The sequence below is a fragment of the Streptomyces sp. NPDC002754 genome (assembly GCF_053592315.1).
The window spans coordinates 180,300-199,797 of the sequence record NZ_JBSFVM010000011.1 but is presented as its reverse complement, the minus strand read 5'-3'; the positions used below and the strand labels follow the sequence as shown (position 1 = coordinate 199,797).

The window sequence follows — 19,498 nt, the reverse complement described above, 5'->3', positions numbered from 1 at the left end:
CTACGAGACCATTCCGGCGCCTTGCGATCGCACGCACCAGACCCCGCGAGGCCCGCCCTCCGGGCGGACGACGCTACTTTCGAAACACGCCCTAGGCCTGCTTCGTCTCGTCGTACGCCTCGCGTGCCGCCGTCACCTCGGGCAGGCGTCGATCCGTCCAGTCCGCGAGCGCGCGGACCTGCGCGGCGGCCTCGCGGCCGAGGTCGGTGAGTGCGTAGTCGACGCGGGGCGGGATCACGGGCTTGGCGTCGCGGTGGACGACGCCGTCGCGCTCCAGGGTCTGCAGCGTCTGCGCGAGCATCTTCTCGCTGACGCCGCCGATCTCCCGGCGCAGCTCACTGAACCGGTACGAGCGTTCCTCCAGCGCTAGCAGCGCGAGAACGCCCCACCGGCTGGTGACATGTTCCAGGACCAGGCGCTGCGGACACATGCCCTCGGCCGGCGTCGCCGTCCACTGCCGCACTCTGCTTACCTGCACACCAGTACCTTACTTCAAAGTGGGTACTTACGAATTCTCAGTACCAGTCTTACGGTGAAGAGGAACCACTGGTCAAGGAGATATGAGACATGAGCTACATCGTTACCGGAGCCACCGGAAAGCTCGGCCGCCTGGTCGTCGCGGGACTGCTCGACGCGGGTGTCCCCGCCTCGGAGGTTGTCGCCGTCGTGCGCGACAAGGGCAGGGCCGCGGACCTCGCGGGCCGGGGGATCGGGTTGCGCGTCGCCGATTACAGCCACCCCGAGACGCTCGCGGACGCCTTCCGCGCGGGCGACCGCGTGCTGCTGGTCTCCGGCAGCGAGGTCGGCCAGCGCGTCGCCCAGCACCAGGCAGTGATCGACGCGGCGAAGGCGGCGGGCGTCGAACTCCTCGGCTACACCGGAGTGCTCGGCGGCCCGGACGCCGACTTCGAACTGGCCGCCGAGCACAAGGCCACCGAGCAGGCGATCCTCGACTCCGGCCTGCCGTACACGTTTCTGCGCAACGGCTGGTACCACGAGAACTACACCGAGAACCTGGCCCCGGTCCTGGAGCACGGCGCCGTCGTGGCGAACGCGGGCGAGGGCCGGATCGCCTCCGCCTCGCGCGCCGACTTCGCGGCGGCCGCCGTCGCCGTACTGACGGGCGAGGGCCACGAGGGCAAGGCGTACGAGCTGAGCGGCGACGTCGCGTGGTCGCTCGCCGAGTACGCCGCCGAGGTCGCGCGGCAGTCCGGCAAGGAGATCGTCTACCGGGCCGTGACGCCCGAACAGAACCGGGAGATCCTGCTCGGCGCCGGGCTGCCCGCCCCCTTCGCCGACATCCTCGTGGGCGTGGACACCGCGATCGAGAAGGGACTGCTCGCGCACCGGAACGGCGACCTGGCACGCCTCATCGGCCGGCCCACCACGCCGATCGCCGACGCCGTCGCCGACGCGCTGAGGTAGGGCCCTCGGGAGGTGGTCCGCCGGGGCGATGAGTCTGCCCGTTGCCCGGAGTCCTCCCCTGTGACAGCAGGGAGGCCGGTCCATGAGCAATCCGATTCGCCTGTACATGTCGATGTCGCTCGACGGCTGCATCGCCGGTCCGGACGATCGACCGGGTCAGGAGCTCGGCCGTTCCGGTGGCCGTCTCTTCAACTGGCTCGACGACCGGGAGTCCGACGGCCCCAGCGGACAGGTCTACCGGGAGGCGCTGGCGACCGGCGCGCTGATCTCCGGCCGTCGGACCTTCGAACTGGCCGGGCGGTGGCAGGGCGACCACCATGACGGGGTGCCGATCTACGTCCTCACCCACCAGGTCGAGGCCGGTGACGTGCCACCTGGTCACGCACGGTTCGTCACCGACGTCGAGGACTGCGCGCGGCGGGCCCGCGCGGCCGCCGGGGACCGGCCTGTCATGGTCCATGGGGCGGGCGCGGCCCAGGCGCTCCTGCGGGCCGGGCAGCTCGACGAGATGGAGATCCACCTGGTCCCGGTCCTCCTCGGGGACGGCCGACGACTGTTCGACCACCTCGGCGGGGACCACATCGAACTCGACCTCGTCCGACGCCTCGAGGACCGCGACGTCACGCACCTGCGCTACCGGGTGCGACGAGCCGAGGGGGCCGCGTGAAGACACTGTTCGTCTCCTACCGCGTCACCGACCTGGACCGCTCGCTCGACTTCTACTCGGCCCTCGGCTACGTAGAGCTGGGCAGGGTCCGGGCCGGTGACGCGGGGCGCCTCGTGATCCTGCACTTCCCCGACGAACCGGCGGCCTCGCTCGAACTGGTCCACCGCCCCGCCGCCGGACCCGTCGACGTGGGCACCGGTTTCGACCACCTCGCGGTCCAGGTGGACGCGCTGGCCGCCACCCGTGAACGGCTGACCGACGCGGGCCTCGAGCCGGGACCGGTCGAGTATCCGGGCGGCCCCGAAGGCCCCAAGACGTCATGGCTCACCGACCCGGACGGCTACCGCATCGAGCTGGTGGAGTGGCCGCCCGAAAGTCCCGACGGCATCACCGCCGAGACCTTCTCCTGAGCGGCCCCGGTCCCGGAAACCCGCCACACGGTGCGCCTGGTCCTGCAGATGGGGCAGACCTGTCGGGAGCCGACCTTTCCGGCGCCGACCTGTGCCGCGCGCTGCTGTGCCCGTCGACGGCTCACGGCGTCGTGCTGAAGCGCGCGCCCCGTCCGGCTCAGCCGCCGGCGGTGCCCGGTGGGGGTGTGGCGAGCAGGAGGCCGGCCGTGCCGGAGATGTCCAGGACCCGGCGGACGGGCCGGCTGACGGCGATCAGGCGCAGGCTGCCTCCCGCGTCGGCGGCCAGCCGGTGGTGGCGCACGAGGAGGTTGATGCCGGTCGAGTCGGTGAACGGCACGTCGGCGAAGTCGAGTTCGCAGCGGCGTGGGTGCAAGGGGACCAGCGCGCGGTCGAGGCCGGGTGCGGTGTCCAGGTCGAGTTCGCCGCGCGCGTGGAGGAGGACGAGGTCTCCGGCGTCGACGACGTGGATGTCGAAGAGGGGTGAGGTCGGCTTGCCCATGGCTGTTGCTCCTCGGCCTACCCGCTTGAGGTGCGTCGGATGTTCCATGGAAGCACTGAGCGCACCGTCCTGGCATCCGAACCGGCGGAAGGATGCCAAGGTTGCTGGCTGGTCATGCCCGCGGCATATGGTGGACAGGGGTGTCGGCGGTGAACAGACTGTCCTGAGCGTGCGGCGGCATATGGCGAAGCGTTCGGTGCGCGGGGGAGGGGGCCCGCTCACGCCCGGGACGGCTGCTCTCGGCGGGCCCGCTCGCGCAGCGCGACCTTGTCGACCTTGCCCGCCGCGTTGTGCGGCAGCGCGTCGACGGGGACGAAGGCGCGCGGCACCTTGAAGTTGGCCAGCCGCTCCCGCGCCCAGCCGGTCAGCTCCGCCGTATCGATCCCTGTGCCGTCCGCCGCGACGCAGTACGCGACGCCCACCTCGCCGAGCCGCTCGTCCGGCGTGCCGACGACGGCCACGTCGGCGATGACCGGATGGCCGCGCAGCGCCTGCTCGATCTCGGCCGGATACGCGTTGAACCCGCCAACCAGGAACACGTCCTTGAGCCGGTCGGTGATCGTCAGAAAGCCGCGCTCGTCGAGGCGTCCGACGTCCCCGGTGCGCAGCCAGCCCTCGGAGTCGAGCGTGCCGGCCGTGGCGTCCGGGTCGTCGAGGTATCCGCGCATCACCTGGTAGCCGCGGATCAGGACCTCGCCCTCGCCGTCGGCGAACCGGCCGGCCGAGGCGTCGATACGGATCTCGGTGCCGGGCATGGCCTGCCCGACTGTGTGCGCCAGGGTGTGCGCGCCCTCGTGGGGCGGGCAGATGGTGGCGAAGCCGTTCGTCTCGGTGAGCCCGTACGCGGTGAACACGGTGTGCGCGCCGAGTTCACGGATCTGCTCGATGAGTCTGGTGGGGATGTTGGACGCGCCGGTGCCCGCCATGCGCAGCGAGGACAGGTCGTGGTCGGGCCGCCGCGGGTGGTTCAACAGGGAGAGGAAGACAGTCGGCGCGCCCGTGAGCACGGAGACACGGTCGCGCTCGATCCGCTCCAGGACCCGGGCCGCGTCGAACACCGGCTCCGGCAGCACCGTCGCCCCCGTCAACAGGCAGGCCACGAAGCCCGCCTTGTAGCCGAACGTGTGGAAGAACGGGTTGACCAGCAGATACCGGTCGCCGAACTGCAGGGTCACCGTGCGCGCCCAGTCCCGGGAGGCCCGCACCACCTGTCCGTGTTCGCCGATCACGCCTTTGGGGCGGCCCGTGGTGCCTGAGGTGAACAGCAGGTCGCTCGGTGCGTCCGGGGTCACGGCCGCCGACCGTTCAACGCGTTCGCGGGTGGTGACCGCGTCGCCGGAGGCGAGAAACGTGGCCCACTCACTGTCGTCGTGCAGGGCCACCACCCTTTCCAGCGTGGGCAGTTCATGGCCGTCCGCGAGTTCGGCACGGTAGTCGCGGCCCAGGAAGTCGTGCTCCGTCAGGAGCACACGGGCGCGTGCGCGGCGCAGGATGTCGGCGGCCTCCGCGGCGCGGTAACGGGTGTTGACCGGGACGAGGACGCCGCCCGCGGCGAGTGCGCCCAGCGCGGCGATCGCCCACCGGTCACTGTTGGTCGCCCAGACCCCGACCGATTCGCCGGGCCGCAGCCCCTGCGCCATCAGGGCCCGCGCGGCCCGGTCCACCTGCTCGCGCAGCGTACGGAACGTCCAGCGGGTCCCCCGGAACGTGAGGGCCTCCGCGTCGCCGTGGGTGTCGGCCGCCCAGTCGGCGAGACGGGCCAAGGTGTGCGGGCCGCCCATGTGTTGTCGTCCTCCCGGTCGCCGTGGCAGTGCAGAGCATCAGAAGGTCGGAGCGTGCCACGGGGAGGGGCGGGCGTAGTGGCTGTTCCCGCTGACCGGGAACGGCGCATGCCGCCGCTGACGCGAAGCGGGCGGAGCTACGGCCTGACCTACGTCGTGGCGACTCCCGCGTACCCTCCTCCTGTGTCAGCCTCCCGTCCGCACCGTGTCGCCGTCCTCGTGCTCGAGGGCGCGAAGCCGCTCGATGTCGGGATTCCCGCGCAGGTGTTCACGACGCGCGCGAGCATGCCGTACGAGGTGCGGGTGTGCGGAGCGGCGCCCGGACTCGTGACCGGCGGCGACGGACTCGCGTACTCCGTGGCCCACGGCCTCGAGGCGCTCGCGTGGGCCGACATCGTCTTCGTACCGGGCTACCGGTTTCCGGACCGTGAGGAACCGCCGCCGGTCGTCGTCGAGGCACTGCTCGCCGCCCACGACCGGGGCGCGCGGCTCGCCGCCATCTCGACCGGCGCCTTCGCGCTCGCCGCCACCGGGCTGCTCGACGGCAAGCGCGCCACGACGCACTGGCACTACACGCGCGCCCTCGCGGCCAGGCACCCCCTCGTCCGGGTCGACGAGAACGTGCTGTTCGTCGACGAGGGCAGCGTGCTCACCTCGGCAGGCGCCGCCTCCGGCATCGACCTGTGCCTGCACATTCTGCGCGGCGACCTCGGAGTGGCCGCGTCCCACCACGCGGCCCGCCGCCTGGTCGCCGCGCCCTACCGCAGCGGCGGCCAGGCCCAGTACGTGCCGCGCAGCGTCCCCGAGCCGCTAGGTGAACGCTTCGCCGCCACCCGGGAATGGGCGCTGCACCGGCTCGGCGAACCCCTCACCCTCGACATACTGGCGCGGCAGGCCGGGGTGTCCCCGCGCACCTTCTCCCGGCGCTTCGTCGACGAGACCGGCTGCACACCGATGCAATGGGTGATGCGCGCCCGTATCGATCTGGCCCGCGAACTGCTCGAACGCTCGCAGCGCGGTGTCGAACAGATCGCGGCCGACGTCGGGCTCGGCACGGGCGCGAATCTGCGGCTGCACTTCCAGCGCATCCTCGGCACCACACCGAGCGAGTATCGGCGCACCTTCACGCCCGGTGAGTGAGACCCCTGAACACGGGCTGGCGGGATCCTTTTGAACCCTGGCGATTCCGCCACTGTCAGCGGGACGGGCCGCGAGCGAGCCTGGTGGTGAACGGAAGGGACACCATTCATGACTCGCATCGCCATCAACGGATTCGGCCGCATCGGCCGCAACGTGCTGCGCGCCCTGCTGGAGCGCGACAGTGACCTCGAGGTCGTCGCCGTCAACGACCTCACCGAGCCCGCCACGCTCGCCCGGCTGCTCGCCTTCGACAGCACGGCGGGACGCCTCGGACGCCCGGTCACCGCCGACGGGGACACCCTCGTCGTCGACGGCCGGCGGATCAAGGTCCTTGCCGAGCGTGAACCGGCGCAACTGCCGTGGGCCGAACTCGGCGTCGACCTCGTCCTGGAGGCCACCGGCCGCTTCACCTCGGCCAAGGCCGCCCGCGCCCACCTCGACGCGGGCGCGAAGAAGGTTCTCGTCAGCGCCCCGTCGGACAGCGCCGATGTCACGCTCGCGTACGGCGTCAACTCCGACGCCTACGACCCGGCCGTGCACACCATCGTCTCGAACGCCTCCTGCACCACCAACGCGCTCGCCCCGCTCGCCTCCGTCCTCGACGAACTCGCCGGTATCGAGCACGGGTTCATGACGACGGTGCACGCCTATACGCAGGAGCAGAACCTCCAGGACGGCCCGCACCGCGACGCCCGCCGCGCCCGCGCCGCCGGGGTCAACATCGTGCCGACCACGACCGGCGCCGCCAAGGCGATCGGCCTGGTCCTGCCGAACCTCGAAGGCAAGCTGTCGGGCGACTCGATCCGCGTCCCCGTACCGGTGGGCTCGATCGTCGAACTGAACACGACCGTCGCCCGCGACGTGACACGCGACGAGGTATTGGCCGCCTACCGCGCCGCGGCCGAGGGCCCTCTCGCCGGTGTCCTCGAGTACTCCGAGGACCCGCTCGTGTCGTCCGACATCGTGGGCAACCCCGCCTCGTCGATCTTCGACTCGGCCCTCACCCGCGTCGACGGCCGCCACATCAAGGTGGTCGCCTGGTACGACAACGAGTGGGGCTTCTCGAACCGCGTGATCGACACGCTCCAACTCCTAGCCGACCGCTGACCGCCTACGCGGGCCGGGGCCCGGCCGCGCGGCGCAGCCGGTTGGCGATCGCGAGGCCCATGCCCTCCGGCGCCGGCAGCGACACGAGGATGAGGTCGCAGCCCTGCTGGTCGAGTTCGCGCAGGCAGCCGTAGAGGCCGCGCGCGTAGGCGTCCAGTGAGGCGGGGACGGCGATCGTGGCGTGCGCCCGCACCGGAGTGTCGGCGAGGGCGGAGGGCACGAACACGCCCACCCGGTGGCCGAGTTCGCGCGCGCGGTCCGTCTCGGAGACGATCTCTTCGGGGTCGACGAGGACGACGCGCGCGTTCGGCGCGTAGTGCGAGGGATGCTGGCCCGGCACCCGCACCTGGCTGGTGGAGGGAACGTCGAGGGGGCGTCCCAGCGCCGCTTCGAGGTCCTCGCGCGTCACACCGCCCGGCCGCAGAATGCTCAGCGACTCGCTCGTGGCGTCGACGATGGTCGACTCGACGCCGACCTCGCAGGGGCCACCGTCGAGCACGAAGTCGACGCCGTCACCGAGCTCGGCGCGGACGTGGTCGGCAGTGGTGGGGCTCACCGAGCCGAACCGGTTGGCGGACGGGGCCGCGATGCCGCCGCCGAAGGCGCCCAGCAGCTCCAGCGCGACGGGGTGGTCGGGCACCCGCAGCGCCACCGTCTCGAGCCCACCGGTGGCGTCGAGGGGCACCCGGTTACCGCGCCGCAGGACCAGCGTGAGGGGCCCCGGCCAGAAGCGCTCCGCGAGCAGGCGCGCCGCCTCGGGCACGTCCTCCGCCCAGTCGGCCAGGTGCTCGGCGCCGCCGATGTGGACGATCAGCGGATGGTTGGGCGGGCGGCCCTTGGCCTGGAAGATGCGGGCGACGGCGGCGGGGTCCTCGGCGTCGGCGCCCAGGCCGTACACGGTTTCGGTGGGGAGAGCGACGAGGCCGCCGCCGCGCAGCACACCGACCGCCTTCTCGATGTCGATGTCGCGGACGGGGGCCGTCAGCCTTGCGTTGTCCTTCTCGTTCACGATCGCAGATTACGACCCGGCGCCCGGAACAGCGCAATCAGGTCCACCGGTGCGCACGGTCGTGCCCGCTGGGCGGGGGAGCGCCCCCCGCCCACGAGTTCACTCAGGCCTTGTCCTGCATGCTGCTGCGCGCGGGGTTGGCCTGCTGCGCGGCCTTGGGGTCCTTCTCGTCGGCCTTGGCCCGCACCCCGTCCTTGATGCGCCGACCGATCGACGAGTCGATGTTGGACCAGTACTCGAAGGCGCGCTCGAGCACCGGTTCGCTCACGTCGTTGAGCAGATGACCGACGACGTTGTCCACGAGCCGGTCGCGCGCGGCGTCGTCGAGCACCTCGCGCACCATGGTGCCCGCCTGACCCCAGTCGTCGTCCTCCGCGTGGTCGACGTAGGCGGCGCGGGTGATGTCACCGTCCGCGTACCAGCTGGGCGGTGTGCCGTAGCGGTCGGTGTCGGCCGCCGGGCCGCCCTTGGAGTTCGGCGCGTACACCGGATCCGCGGTCTTCCGGTAGGCCATGGCGCCGTCCTTCGTGTACGTGTTCACGGGCACGACCGGCGCGTTGACGGGCAGCTGCTGGTAGTTGCCGCCGATGCGGTGGCGGTGCGCGTCGGCGTACGAGAACAGCCGGCCGAGCAGCATCCGGTCGGGGCTCGGGCCGATGCCGGGGACCAGGTTGTTCGGCTGGAACGCCGCCTGCTCGATCTCCGCGTGGTTGTCCGTCGGATTGCGGTCCAGCGTCATCTTGCCGACCTCGACCAGCGGATAGTCGGCGTGCGGCCACACCTTGGTCAGGTCGAACGGGTTGAAGCGGTACCCCGGCGCGTCGTCGTACGGCATGACCTGCACGTACAGAGTCCAGCTCGGGAACTCCCCGTCGCGGATGTGCTCGAAGAGATCCCGCGTGTGGTAATCCGTGTCGGCCGCGGCCATCTGGTCCGCCTCGTGCTGGGTGAAGCACTCGACGCCCTGGTCGGTCTTGAAGTGGTACTTCACCCAGAACCGCTCGCCCTGGGCGTTGATCCACATGTAGGTGTGCGACGTGTAGCCGTTCATGTGACGCCAGGTGCGGGGGATGCCGCGGTCGCCCATCAGCCAGGTGACCTGGTGCGCTGACTCGGGCGACAGCGTCCAGAAATCCCACTGCATGTCGTGGTCGCGGAGGTTGTTGTCCGCGCGGCGTTTCTGGGACCGGATGAAGTGCTGGAACTTCATCGGGTCCTTCACGAAGAAGACCGGGGTGTTGTTCCCGACCATGTCGTAGTTGCCCTCGGACGTGTAGAACTTCACCGCGAACCCGCGGGGGTCGCGCCAGGTGTCCGGGCTCCCGCGCTCGCCGGCGACCGTGGAGAACCGGGTCACCAGCTCGGTCCGCGTCCCCGGCTGGAACACCGCGGCCTTGGTGTACGGGCTGACGTCGGCGGTGACCTGGAAGTGGCCGAAGGCGCCGCTGCCCTTGGCGTGCGGCTGCCGCTCCGGGATCCGCTCCCGGTTGAACTGCGCCATCTGCTCGATCAGATAGGAGTCCTGGAGGAGGATCGGGCCACCGGCCCCGACCGTGAGCGAGTGCTCATCGCTTTCGACCGGAACGCCGGCATCCGTGGTGGTCGCTTTGGCTGTCTCGTCACTCATGAGCTGCGCGTGCCTTTCGACGGGGTCGCTCTACGGCGCGGCGCCTGCGGTGTGCGAGCCGCATCCGGAACGGCACACCGGGCAAACCGACGACATCACCCATGCTGCGTCTTCCGTTCGGACACGGCCATTCGGGCCGCCCCGGCGGAGTGGGTACCCACTCGTCGTGACCCGACACAGAGAAAGGCGACGGCGGCGAAGGACAGGAGGATGTGACCGACGAGGTTGACGGTGCCGGCCGAGCCCTGATCCGGGGTCTGCCCGAAGCCGACCCAGACGTAGGTCAGCGTGGCGCCCGCGGCCAGGGCGAAGGTGTGGGTGGGCGCCCAGCCACGCGCGCGTGCCCAGTGGTGGACAAGGCCCGCCGCCACGAAGGCGATCGCCAGCGCGGCGGCCACACCCGCCCAGCTCGGCTGAAGCACCAGCCAGAACGCGCTGGTGGCCGCGCACGACGCGACCGCGACGAACAGCGGACGGGGCGCGCCGCGGGAGCCGAGCCCGGCGCGCGGGCGGGGGATCAGGAACGCGGCGGCGACAAGCACGGCCACCACGGCGGCCGTGCCGGCCAGCAACGGCCAAGGGGCCATGAAGCCGCTCTCGTCGTAACTGCCCCAGCCGACGATCACGACCCCCAGGGCCAGCAGTACGGCCGTGACGGTGAGCCCGGTCCTTCCGAGCCACGGGCGTGCCGCGCGGTCCGGGACGAGGGCGTCCATGAGCGCGATCGGCACGGTGATGCTCCACAGTGCGTGCACGGCCAGGACGGAGATCAGGCCGTAGGCGCCGGTGCCGACCAGCGGGATGGGCGTCACGGTGACCATGTCGTAGTTGCCCGAGTAGTCGGCGTTGAACAGCATCTGGTCCAGCAGACCCTCTTCGAGCAGCGCATACGCGGCGCCCAGCAGCAGGATCGAACCCCAGCCGCGCCCGGTTCTGCGGACGAGTTCGCGGATGAGCAGGGCCCCGCTGCCGTAGAGGAGGGCGAGGACCGGCAGCAGCGCCAGGGCGTCGAGGGAGGTGGCGCCGAGGAGTGCTTCCCCGACCAGCGGCGCGAGGAAGAACAGCCCCACCGCCGGCAAGCTGTTTCTCATGCCGTCGACGCTACGGACACCGCCTCCGCCCGCGCGTCGGCCGAGCGGTGGGCCCGGATGGCCGAGTGGCTACGGGCGTGCGGTCACAAATATCCGAACGTAGGCCGCGGAGCGACTTTGGGCGGATGCGGCGAGCATCCCGTCGTCACAAGTGCCGGGTGTCGCACCAGGGTTGACGGTGAAAATGGCGCCCGGTTACGTTCTCGGAGCACCGAGTTACCGGATCGCACTCTGACAACGATGTCAGAGAGGTTCGGGCGCCGGTCAGTTCCGCCTCTCCGAAGGGACCGCACGATGCGCACCCGTACAAGAAGGCTCTCCCTCCTCCTGACCGCCGCCACCCTCGGCCTGAGCCTGCTGGCCGCGGGCCCCGCCACCGCCGCCCCGCGCGCCGACCGGCACCAGGACGCGGCGGACGCCGTGGACGGCCTGATGACCTGGTGGAACCAGGACACCGGCGCCTTCGAGAGCACCGGCTGGTGGAACAACGCCAACGACCTCCAGGCGCTCCTCGACTTCTGGCAGGCCCCCGGCGACACGGGCGGCCACGACATCAAGAAGATCGCCGACCGGATCTACGAGAAGAACGTCGACGCCAAGGACGGCCGGTTCCGCAACGAGTACCTCGACGACACCGGCTGGTGGGGCCTTGCCTGGCTGCGGGCGTACGACCTCACCGGCGACACGCGCTACCTCGACACGGCGATCGCCGACGCCGACCACATGTGGAAGCACCACGACGACACCTGTGGCGGCGGCGTGTGGTGGAACTACGAGCACAAGTACAAGAACAGCATCACCAACGAACTGTTCATCACCCTCTCCGCGGGCATCCACAACCGCCTCGACGGCGACTCGACGTACCTGGGGCGGGCGCAGAGCGTCTGGGGCTGGTTCAAGGCGAAGAAGCTCATCAACAAGGACAACCTCATCAACGACGGCCTCAACGACGCGTGCGTCAACACGGGTGAGTCGACCACGTGGTCGTACAACCAGGGCGTCATCCTCGGTGGCCTCGTCGAGCTCCACAAGGCCACCGGCTCCAACGCCGTCCTCGTACAGGGCCGCAAGATCGCGGACGCGGTCGCCGCCTCGCCGCTGCTCGCGCCCGACGGGATCCTCTCCGAGCCCAACGACGACGACACGGACGGCGGCGCCGACGGCCCGTCCTTCAAGGGCGCGTACATGCGCGGTCTCGGCGCGCTAAACCGCACCCTTCCCGGCCACCCGTACTCCGCCTTCATCGACCGCCAGGCCGACGTGCTCAACTCCCTTGACCGCAGCGGGAATTACTACGGCTTCCACTGGAACGGCCCCTTCGACAAGGCCGACGCGGCCCGCCAGCACAGCGCGCTCGACGCGCTGACGGCCGCCCTCTACTGAGTTCAGCCGATCGGCACCGGCAGTGGTGTCACCGCGTAGGCCAGCGTGATGGTGTCACCGGTCGACGGGTCGGCCAGTTCCACCCGCCACGCGTCGCCGAACTGGTCGACGCCCTCGGCCATCGGGATGGTGCCGGAGATCAGCACCGTGCCGGGGAGCAGCTCGCCGCGCCCGCGCAGCACGTCGGCCCAGTAGGACGGCGTGAGCAGCTCCGCGAGCGTGCCGTCCTGGATCAGGGACTCCTCGCCCTTCACCGTGACCCAGGCGCGCAGCGTCAGGTCGTCCAGGCGGTCCGTCACGTCCGCGAGGCGCCAGGCGCGGCGGGCCAGGACGTCCGGGCTCGCGTTCTTGCTCCAGGCCACGCCGTGCACCTCGAGCTCGCGGTCCGTGTGGTCGCACGCGGCCGTGAGCAGCAGCTCGCCGTCAGCCGCCACGACGAGCGCCCACTCCGCCTCGCCCGAGGTCCGCCCGTGCTGCACGGCGACCCGCTCGGTCTGCTGCGCGAGGTAGGGGGAGATCGGATACAGCGCCGGGGTCGTGGTCGGCGCGGGCACACCGAGTTCGGCGAGCTCTGCGACGTGCGCGGCGACATCGTCCTGGCTGCGCCCGGCGTAGCCGGCGTTGAGGACCTGGACGACGTCCACGTCGCGGGTGGAGCCGTCGGGCAGTTCGAAGGTGAGCGGCGTCATGGGAATCTCCGGGGGGTGAGGGCAGGGTGGACGGTTGCGAAGCGGTTAACTTCCCGTTCAGGGCTTGCGCATACGACCTGTATACAAGAAGTATGCCGGAAGGTCGATGTCTCCCCGAACATCGACGGGCCCCCGACCGTCGAAGCCCCCGAACCGAGGACCGAAATGCTGCAAGACTCCCCAAGCGGCCCGGCCGCCGCACCGGTCGTCACCCCGAACCGTTCCAGTCTCGTCCGGGCCTTCTTCGCGAGCCTGACCGGCACCGCCCTGGAGTGGTACGACTTCGCGGTCTACTCCGCCGCGTCGGCCCTGGTCTTCGGCGACCTGTTCTTCCCGTCCGAGGACCCGCTCACCGGCACCCTGCTGGCCTTCTCCACGTACGCCGTCGGCTACGTCTCGCGCCCGCTCGGCGGCATCGTCTTCGGGCGGCTCGGCGATGTGATCGGCCGGAAGAAGGTGCTGATCACAACGCTCGTGCTGATCGGCGCGGCCACGTTCCTGATCGGTCTCCTGCCCACCCACAGCAGCATCGGCGCCGCCGCACCCGTCGCGCTGGTCGTGCTGCGGTTCGCGCAGGGCGTGGGCGTCGGTGGCGAGTGGGGCGGCGCCGTGCTGCTCTCCAGCGAGTTCGGCGACCCGAAGAAGCGCGGCTTCTTCGCCTCCGCCGCGCAGGTCGGACCGCCCGCGGGCAACCTCCTCGCGAACGGCGTTCTGGCGGCGCTCGGCGCGCTGCTGACCGAGGACCAGTTCCTCTCCTGGGGCTGGCGCGTCGCCTTCCTGGTCTCCGGCGTCCTGGTCGGATTCGGCCTGTGGATCCGCGTGAAGCTGGAGGAGACCCCGGTCTTCAAGGCGATGGCGGCCGAGCAGACCCGCCCCGAGGCTCCGGTGCGCGAGGTGCTCACCCGCCGGCCCCGCGCCCTGCTCGCGGCGATCCTCTCCCGCGTCGCCCCGGACGTGCTGTACGCGCTGTTCACCGTGTTCGTGCTGACCTACGCCACCGACGAGCTGGACATGTCGCGGGGGTCCGCGCTGGCCGCCGTACTGATCGGCTCCTCGCTGCAGATCTTCCTGATCCCGCTCGCGGGCGCCCTGTCCGACCGGGTCAACAGGCGGCTGCTGTACGGCTGTTCGGCCGTCGGCGCCGGTGTGTGGCCGTTCATCTTCTTCGGCATGGTCGACGGCGGCTCATGGGGGCTGCTGGTCCTCGGTGTGATCGTCGCGCTGGTCCTGCACTCGCTGATGTACGGCCCGCAGGCCGCTTTCATCGCCGAGCAGTTCTCGCCGCGGCTGCGCTCCACGGGGTCCTCGCTCGCGTATACGCTGGCCGGTCTGATCGGTGGCGCGATCGCTCCGCTGCTGTTCACGGCGCTGCTCGGCTCGTTCGACAGCTGGGTGCCGCTCGCGATCTACGTGGCCGTCACCGCGGTCGTCACCGTCGCCGGGCTCCTGCTGGGCCGCGACGCGGAGGCGGCCACGGACGAGGACGCGGAACTGGTCGCGCAGGCGACCGCCTGAACCGTCACACCTACCGCCTCATCAGAAGGGACACCTCATGCGCATCGCCCTGAGCCAGCTCACCACCGGGCCCGATCCGGCCAAGAACCTCGACCTCATCGAGGAGCAGGCGCGGCGCGCGGCGGACGCGGGCGCCCGCGTCGTCGTCCTGCCCGAGGCGGCGATGGCCTGCTTCGGCACGAAGCTCGGCCCGCTCGCCGAGCCGCTCGACGGGCCGTGGGCGAACCGGCTGCGGGCCATCGCCGAGGCGGCGGGCATCCTCGTCGTCGCCGGGATGTTCACCCCGGCCGACGACGGGCGGGTCACCAACACCCTGCTCGCGACCGGTCCTGGCGTCGAGGCGACCTACGACAAGATCCACCTCTACGACGCCTTCGGCTTCGCGGAGTCCGACACCGTCGCCCCCGGGACGCGGGTGGTCACCATCGACGTCGACGGCGTCCGCCTCGGCCTCGCCACCTGCTACGACGTGCGCTTCCCCGAACTCTTCCGGGCCCACGCGGACGCGGGCGCCGTCGCCACGCTGCTGCCCGCGTCCTGGGGCGCGGGCCCCGGCAAGCGCGAGCAGTGGGAACTCCTCGTACGGGCCCGGGCCCTTGACGCCACGGTGTGGGTCGCGGCCGTCGGTCAGGCCGACCCGGCGGCGAGCGGTATCGGTGTCACCGGCACGGCCCCGACGGGCATCGGCCACAGCATGCTCGTCGGCCCGGACGGCACCGTACGGGAGAGCCTGGGTGCCGAACCGGGCCTGATCGTCGCGGAGTTGGACGTCGCCGAGGTCGACCGGGTGCGCGAGAAGACCTCCGTACTGGCCAATCGCAGGCTCGGGCGCGACGACGCGGTGATCACGTACCCGAAGTGACGCGGACGGGGGCGGCCCACGGGGCGCCCCCCCCGGGTCACCCGGCGAGCAGCACCTTCAGCGTCGACTCCAAGTGGCTGTCGATCGCGGCGGCCACCGCGTCCGCGTCGCCGGCGGCGAGCGCGTCCAGGATCAGCTTGTGCTCGTCGATGACCGACTTCTGCCTGCCGCTCTGGTTGTAGAGGGCGACGACGCCCGCCCTTACCTGGCGGCTGCGCAGTCCGTCGTAGTGCCGGTCCAGCAGGCCGTTGCCGACGGCCGAGACGATCGTCGCGTGGAAGCGGTGGTCGATGGCGATGAACTCCTTGGCGTCCTCGGGTCCGCTCAACCCGCGCTGCCGGTCGAGGAGTTCACCCAGCTCGTCGAGCGGCACCCGGCCCGCCTTGATGACCTGCTCCGCCGCGTACCGCTCCACCATGCCGCGCAGTTCCATCAGTTCGGTGATCTGCCGCCCGGTCAGCCGGGAGACGCGGGCGCCGCGCCGGGGCACCATCTCGACCAGGTCCTCGGCGGCGAGCAGCAGCAGGGCCTCGCGGATCGGGGTGCGGGAGACGCCGATGCGGTCCGCGATCTCCTGCTCGGAGAGGAACTCGCCCTGCATCTCGGGGTCGGTGAGCACCGTCCCCTTCAGGTAGGCGTACGCCTTCTCCCTGCCGGACGTCGCCATGTGAGCTCCCGTGGACCGTGGACCTGAATCGCATACAACTTGTATACGGAAGTTACCACGGGGTGGAGAAGAAGTGCGGGGCGTGGGGCAGACCCCAACTGGTGCTCAACACACCCGCTTCGGCCGTTCCCACCCCAGTGCCGCCGAGACCCGGTCCGCCGCGGCGACGGTGGCCCGGCCGGTGCGGTGCAGTCGATCGGCGAGCCGGTCCGCGGGAGCGCCGATGTTCAACGCGGCCACGATCCTGCCCCGGACGTCGCGGATCGGGGCCGAGACACCCACGAGGTCGGACTCGAACTCCTCGCGCACCTCGGCGAATCCGCGCTGCCGGGCCTCCTGGACGCGCTGCCACAGCTCCTGGACGGTGTGCACGAGGGAGCCGTCGAATCCGTCGGACAGGTCGCCCATACCGAGCCGCACATACAGTTCGTCGGGTGTCGCGTCGAGCAGCAGCACGCGCCCCGCGGAAGTGCGCGCGGCCGGCACGCCCCTGCCCTCCCAGCCGTGTGCGCGGAAGTCGTGTGCGGAGACCGAAAGCAGGGTCAGCACCTCGGCGTCCCTGAGGACACACAGATGACATGTCTCCTCGACCTCCTCCGCCAGCCGGCGCATGACAGGGGACGCGACCCGGACCAGGCGGTTCTCGGCGGTGCGCGCCACGAGGGAGAGCAGCCGCCAGCCGAGCCGGTACTCCATGGTGTCGGCGTCGCGCTCGACCACACCCTCCTCGGCGAGCGCCTTGAGCGCCCGCGAGACCTGGCTCTTCTCCCGGCCCGAGCGCGCGGCGAGTTCCACCACCCCGAGCCCCCGCCCGTGTTCCGCCTCGTGCAGGGCCAGTACGTCGAGCAGCCGCAGATCGCGGGAGAGGCCGCGGCGTGCGACACCCCGCGCGGGCACGTCAGCCACGCCGGGCCCCGGACAGCTGCCCGCCGGTTGTCCGTACCGCAACCCGCATTGCGATCCGCCGGGATTCATTGCCCCTGGTCAGGGCCCTGCCTACGGTGGACCGGACGGCCCTCGCAGCCTGATTCACCAGCACGTACCCACCTCGATGTCGGCGTGCCAATCTACGCGCACACCGGGGTGCGCCGCGCCCAGGGAGCAACCCATGAAGATCACGGACATCACGCTCGACCGCCTGCGGCTCGAACTCGACCCACCGCTCCGCGCGGCCTGGGACCCGGACCCGCGGCGGCACTTCGACGCGACCATCGTGCGGGTGCACACCGACGAGGGTGTCACCGGGATCGGCTCGGGAGACACCATGGACGGCTTCGATGCCTTCCGCCACCTCTTCATCGGCCGGGACCCGCTGCACATCTCCCGGCACGTGAAGGCGATCGAGACGGCGAACTTCCACGGCGGCCACTACTGGCCGCTCGAAGCCGCCCTGTGGGACATCGTCGGCAAGGTGCACGGCCGGCCCGTGTCCGAGCTGTTCGGCAACGCCACCAAGCGCCTGCCCGCCTACGCCTCGTCGGCGGAGCTGAAGTCTCCGGAGGAGCGCGTGGCCACCGCCCTGAAGGTGCGTGAAGCCGGGTTCAGGGCGATGAAGATACGCATCGACCGCGACCGGGTGGGCGAGGGGATCGCGGCCGTACGCGCGGTGCGCGAGGAGCTGGGCGAGGACTTCGACATCATGGTCGACCTCAACCAGTCCTGGCGGATGGCCGGCGACACGGCGAACGCGACCGACCTCGCACACACGCGCAAGACCGTCGCGCGCCTCGCCGAACTGGACGTGTTCTGGGTCGAGGAACCGCTGCCGTACGCGGACATCGAAGGCTTCAAGCGGCTGCGGGCCGAGAACCCGGGCGTACGCATCGCGGCGGGGGAGATGCACCACTCGACCACCGAGTTGCTGCGCTACCTCGAAGAGGACGCGCTGGACGTCTACCAGATGGACGTCGTCCTGGCCGTCGGCATGCACCGCGCGCGCACCCTGGCCGAGGTGGCCCACCTCAAGCACCGCCACTTCACTCCGCACAGTTGGACCAACGGCATCGGTGTCCTGGCGAACCTGCATGTCTCGGCGGGTGTCGGCGGCGGCCCGTACTTCGAGTTCCCCTTCGACCCGCCGGGCTGGACCCCCGAGCGGCGCGACTTCATGCTCGCCGAGCCGGTGCGGGTGGACGCGGACGGGTGTGTCCGGGTGCCGGACGCGCCGGGCCTCGGTGTCGAGCTGGACGAGGACGCCGTGGAGCGGTGGCGGATCGGCTGACCCCGGGGCCGATCCGGTCCCGTACGTCACGAGGTGTGCGGGATCGTGAGGCGGAACTGGGCGCCGCCGCCCGCCGCGGGTTCGGCGACGAGGTCGGCGTGGTGGGCGAGCGCGATCTGGCGGGCCATGGCGAGGCCGAGGCCGGAGCCGGGCAGGGCGCGGGCGCTGCGGGCGCGGTAGAAGCGGTCGAAGACGTAGGGCAGGTCCTGTTCGGAGATGCCGGGGCCGTGGTCGCGGACGGTCAGCTCCAAGGTGGCGGAGGCGGCGGTGAGGGTGACCTCGACGGGGCGGTCCCGCGGGCTGAACTTGGCCGCGTTGTCCAGCAGGCTCGACAGCAGCCGGGCCAGCCGGGCCGGCACACCCGCGACGGTGGCGGTGCGTGCCTCGGGGGCGATCGAGAGGACGAGCGGGGTGGCCGGCCAGTGGCCGCGTGCCGTCTCGACGGTGTGCGCCACGATGTCCGCGAGCCTGACCTCCTCGATCAGCGGGTCCGGCTCCTCGTTGCGCGCCAGCTCGACCAGGTCGTTGACCAGCAGCGTGACCTCGCGCAACTGGCGGCTCAGCGCGCCGGCCGCGCGCTCGCGCTGAGTGTCGCTGAGGCGCGAACTCTTCGTGAGCAGCTCGGCGTTGGTGCGCAGCGCGGTCAGCGGCGTGCGCAGTTCGTGGGAGGCGTCCGAGACCAGACGCCGCTGCGCGCCGACGGACTTCTCCAACTCGTCGAGCATGGTGTTGAAGGAAGCGGCGAGGCGGGTGATCTCGTCGTCCCGCCCGGCGCGTTCCGGCGGCAGTTCGATGCGGTGCCGGGCGTCGCGCGTGGCGGCGATGCGTTCGGCGGTGGCGGTGAGTCGGCTGACAGGTGCGAGTCCCGTACGCGACACCCAGGCACCGAGCGCGCCGGCCAGCAGCACACCGGCCACCCCCATGCCGCCGAGCAGCACCGCGGCCTGGCGGACACCCCGGTCCACCGTGTCGGCCCGCACCGCGACCTGGAGGGCGCGTCCCTCGGGCAGCGGTGTCGTGAGCATCCTGGCCCGGTGACCGGCCAGCGTCAGCTCGCTGTAGTACGGCCCCCGGTCGCCGGATGCCACCTCGCGCGTGGAGCCGTTGACCGGCAGGAGGTACGGCTTGGCGGGGTCGTCGGCGGGCCGCGCGGGGACCAGTTGGGCGCAGGCCGGGGCGGCGAGGTAGCGGCACTGGCCCTGCACCACACCCGAGGGCTCATGGGCGTACTGCTGGGTGGCGAGCCGCGCGGACTGCGTCAGGTGCAGGTCGAGCTGGTGCAGCAGTTGATGGCGGATCACTACGAAGCTGCCCGCGCACAGGCCGATGGCCACGGCGGCCACGGCCGCGGAGGCGGCGAGCGTCAGCCGGGTGCGCAGAGGGCGGCGGCGCATCCAACGGGCAT

At 71.3% G+C, this 19,498-nt stretch carries 19 protein-coding genes and 1 pseudogene; 10 read left to right on the top strand and 10 right to left on the bottom strand.

Annotation, left to right across the window (positions count from 1 at the left end; genetic code table 11):
* Window positions 1–91: 91 nt before the first annotated feature.
* Window positions 92–430 carry a winged helix-turn-helix transcriptional regulator gene (locus tag ACWD2L_RS23450; RefSeq protein WP_451191192.1) on the bottom strand — a complete coding sequence of 113 codons (339 nt, stop codon included), beginning with the start codon at window positions 428–430 and terminating at the stop codon, window positions 92–94.
* A 137-nt stretch (window positions 431–567) separates the two neighbouring features.
* Here ACWD2L_RS23450 and ACWD2L_RS23445 point away from each other — a divergent pair, with 137 nt between their 5' ends.
* The 4 genes and pseudogenes from ACWD2L_RS23445 to ACWD2L_RS23430 form a co-directional block, all read left to right on the top strand.
* Entirely contained in the window at window positions 568–1,425 is an 858-nt protein-coding gene (locus ACWD2L_RS23445) for an SDR family oxidoreductase (RefSeq protein ID WP_451191180.1), read from the top strand.
* 82 nt (window positions 1,426–1,507) lie between these two features.
* Window positions 1,508–2,092 carry a dihydrofolate reductase family protein gene (locus ACWD2L_RS23440; protein WP_451191177.1) on the top strand — a complete coding sequence of 195 codons (585 nt, stop codon included), beginning with the start codon at window positions 1,508–1,510 and terminating at the stop codon, window positions 2,090–2,092.
* Entirely contained in the window at window positions 2,089–2,502 is a 414-nt protein-coding gene (locus ACWD2L_RS23435) for a VOC family protein (RefSeq protein ID WP_451191174.1), read from the top strand. Before ACWD2L_RS23440 ends, ACWD2L_RS23435 begins: the two co-directional genes overlap by 4 nt.
* Window positions 2,412–2,609 (top strand): annotated as a pseudogene (locus tag ACWD2L_RS23430) (pentapeptide repeat-containing protein); the annotation flags it as partial. The gene ACWD2L_RS23435 and the pseudogene ACWD2L_RS23430, both read left to right, overlap by 91 nt.
* 50 nt (window positions 2,610–2,659) lie before the next feature.
* Here the strand turns inward: ACWD2L_RS23430 and ACWD2L_RS23425 are convergent.
* On the bottom strand, window positions 2,660–3,001 hold the full coding sequence (locus ACWD2L_RS23425; RefSeq protein ID WP_451191171.1) for an STAS domain-containing protein: 342 nt from the start codon (window positions 2,999–3,001) through the stop codon (window positions 2,660–2,662).
* Window positions 3,002–3,219: 218 nt separating this feature from the next.
* The gene (locus ACWD2L_RS23420) at window positions 3,220–4,782 is read right to left on the bottom strand and encodes a FadD3 family acyl-CoA ligase (RefSeq protein WP_451191169.1); all 1,563 of its coding nucleotides are present in this window, start codon (window positions 4,780–4,782) and stop codon (window positions 3,220–3,222) included.
* Window positions 4,783–4,965: 183 nt separating this feature from the next.
* On the opposite strand from ACWD2L_RS23420, the gene ACWD2L_RS23415 reads away from it, so the two are divergent.
* Window positions 4,966–5,922, top strand: a complete 957-nt coding sequence (locus ACWD2L_RS23415; RefSeq protein ID WP_451191166.1) for a GlxA family transcriptional regulator — start codon at window positions 4,966–4,968, stop codon at window positions 5,920–5,922.
* 108 nt (window positions 5,923–6,030) lie between these two features.
* Window positions 6,031–7,029 carry a type I glyceraldehyde-3-phosphate dehydrogenase gene (gap, locus tag ACWD2L_RS23410; protein ID WP_451191163.1) on the top strand — a complete coding sequence of 333 codons (999 nt, stop codon included), beginning with the start codon at window positions 6,031–6,033 and terminating at the stop codon, window positions 7,027–7,029.
* 4 nt (window positions 7,030–7,033) lie between these two features.
* Here the strand turns inward: gap and ACWD2L_RS23405 are convergent, their stop codons facing one another.
* From ACWD2L_RS23405 to ACWD2L_RS23395, 3 genes are all read right to left on the bottom strand, one after another.
* Entirely contained in the window at window positions 7,034–8,014 is a 981-nt protein-coding gene (locus tag ACWD2L_RS23405; RefSeq protein WP_451191189.1) for an L-threonylcarbamoyladenylate synthase, read from the bottom strand.
* A gap of 127 nt (window positions 8,015–8,141) precedes the next feature.
* Window positions 8,142–9,665 (bottom strand): catalase, encoded by a 1,524-nt coding sequence (locus ACWD2L_RS23400; RefSeq protein WP_451191160.1) that lies wholly within the window; start codon window positions 9,663–9,665, stop codon window positions 8,142–8,144.
* Between the two features lie 95 nt (window positions 9,666–9,760).
* The gene (locus ACWD2L_RS23395; protein WP_451191157.1) at window positions 9,761–10,756 is read right to left on the bottom strand and encodes a DUF998 domain-containing protein; all 996 of its coding nucleotides are present in this window, start codon (window positions 10,754–10,756) and stop codon (window positions 9,761–9,763) included.
* Window positions 10,757–11,050: 294 nt separating this feature from the next.
* On the opposite strand from ACWD2L_RS23395, the gene ACWD2L_RS23390 reads away from it, so the two are divergent.
* Window positions 11,051–12,139 carry a glycoside hydrolase family 76 protein gene (locus ACWD2L_RS23390; protein ID WP_451191154.1) on the top strand — a complete coding sequence of 363 codons (1,089 nt, stop codon included), beginning with the start codon at window positions 11,051–11,053 and terminating at the stop codon, window positions 12,137–12,139.
* Between the two features lie 2 nt (window positions 12,140–12,141).
* Here ACWD2L_RS23390 and ACWD2L_RS23385 read toward each other — a convergent pair whose 3' ends face one another.
* Window positions 12,142–12,828: a DUF2848 domain-containing protein gene (locus ACWD2L_RS23385; RefSeq protein ID WP_451191152.1), complete on the bottom strand. Its 687-nt coding sequence runs from the start codon at window positions 12,826–12,828 to the stop codon at window positions 12,142–12,144.
* Window positions 12,829–12,993: 165 nt separating this feature from the next.
* On the opposite strand from ACWD2L_RS23385, the gene ACWD2L_RS23380 reads away from it, so the two are divergent.
* On the top strand, window positions 12,994–14,343 hold the full coding sequence (locus tag ACWD2L_RS23380) for an MFS transporter (RefSeq protein WP_451191149.1): 1,350 nt from the start codon (window positions 12,994–12,996) through the stop codon (window positions 14,341–14,343).
* Between the two features lie 37 nt (window positions 14,344–14,380).
* The gene (locus ACWD2L_RS23375) at window positions 14,381–15,205 is read left to right on the top strand and encodes a carbon-nitrogen hydrolase family protein (RefSeq protein ID WP_451191146.1); all 825 of its coding nucleotides are present in this window, start codon (window positions 14,381–14,383) and stop codon (window positions 15,203–15,205) included.
* A 37-nt stretch (window positions 15,206–15,242) separates the two neighbouring features.
* On the opposite strand, the gene ACWD2L_RS23370 is transcribed toward ACWD2L_RS23375, so the two are convergent.
* Together ACWD2L_RS23370 and ACWD2L_RS23365 are read right to left on the bottom strand one after the other, a co-directional pair.
* Window positions 15,243–15,872 carry a GntR family transcriptional regulator gene (locus tag ACWD2L_RS23370; RefSeq protein ID WP_451191144.1) on the bottom strand — a complete coding sequence of 210 codons (630 nt, stop codon included), beginning with the start codon at window positions 15,870–15,872 and terminating at the stop codon, window positions 15,243–15,245.
* 105 nt (window positions 15,873–15,977) lie between these two features.
* Window positions 15,978–16,778 (bottom strand): IclR family transcriptional regulator, encoded by an 801-nt coding sequence (locus tag ACWD2L_RS23365; protein WP_451191141.1) that lies wholly within the window; start codon window positions 16,776–16,778, stop codon window positions 15,978–15,980.
* Window positions 16,779–16,980: 202 nt separating this feature from the next.
* On the opposite strand from ACWD2L_RS23365, the gene ACWD2L_RS23360 reads away from it, so the two are divergent.
* Window positions 16,981–18,093 (top strand): mandelate racemase/muconate lactonizing enzyme family protein, encoded by a 1,113-nt coding sequence (locus ACWD2L_RS23360; RefSeq protein ID WP_451191138.1) that lies wholly within the window; start codon window positions 16,981–16,983, stop codon window positions 18,091–18,093.
* 26 nt (window positions 18,094–18,119) lie between these two features.
* On the opposite strand, the gene ACWD2L_RS23355 is transcribed toward ACWD2L_RS23360, so the two are convergent.
* Window positions 18,120–19,487, bottom strand: coding sequence for a HAMP domain-containing sensor histidine kinase (locus ACWD2L_RS23355; RefSeq protein WP_451191134.1), 1,368 nt, complete (start codon window positions 19,485–19,487; stop codon window positions 18,120–18,122).
* Window positions 19,488–19,498 lie beyond the last annotated feature (11 nt).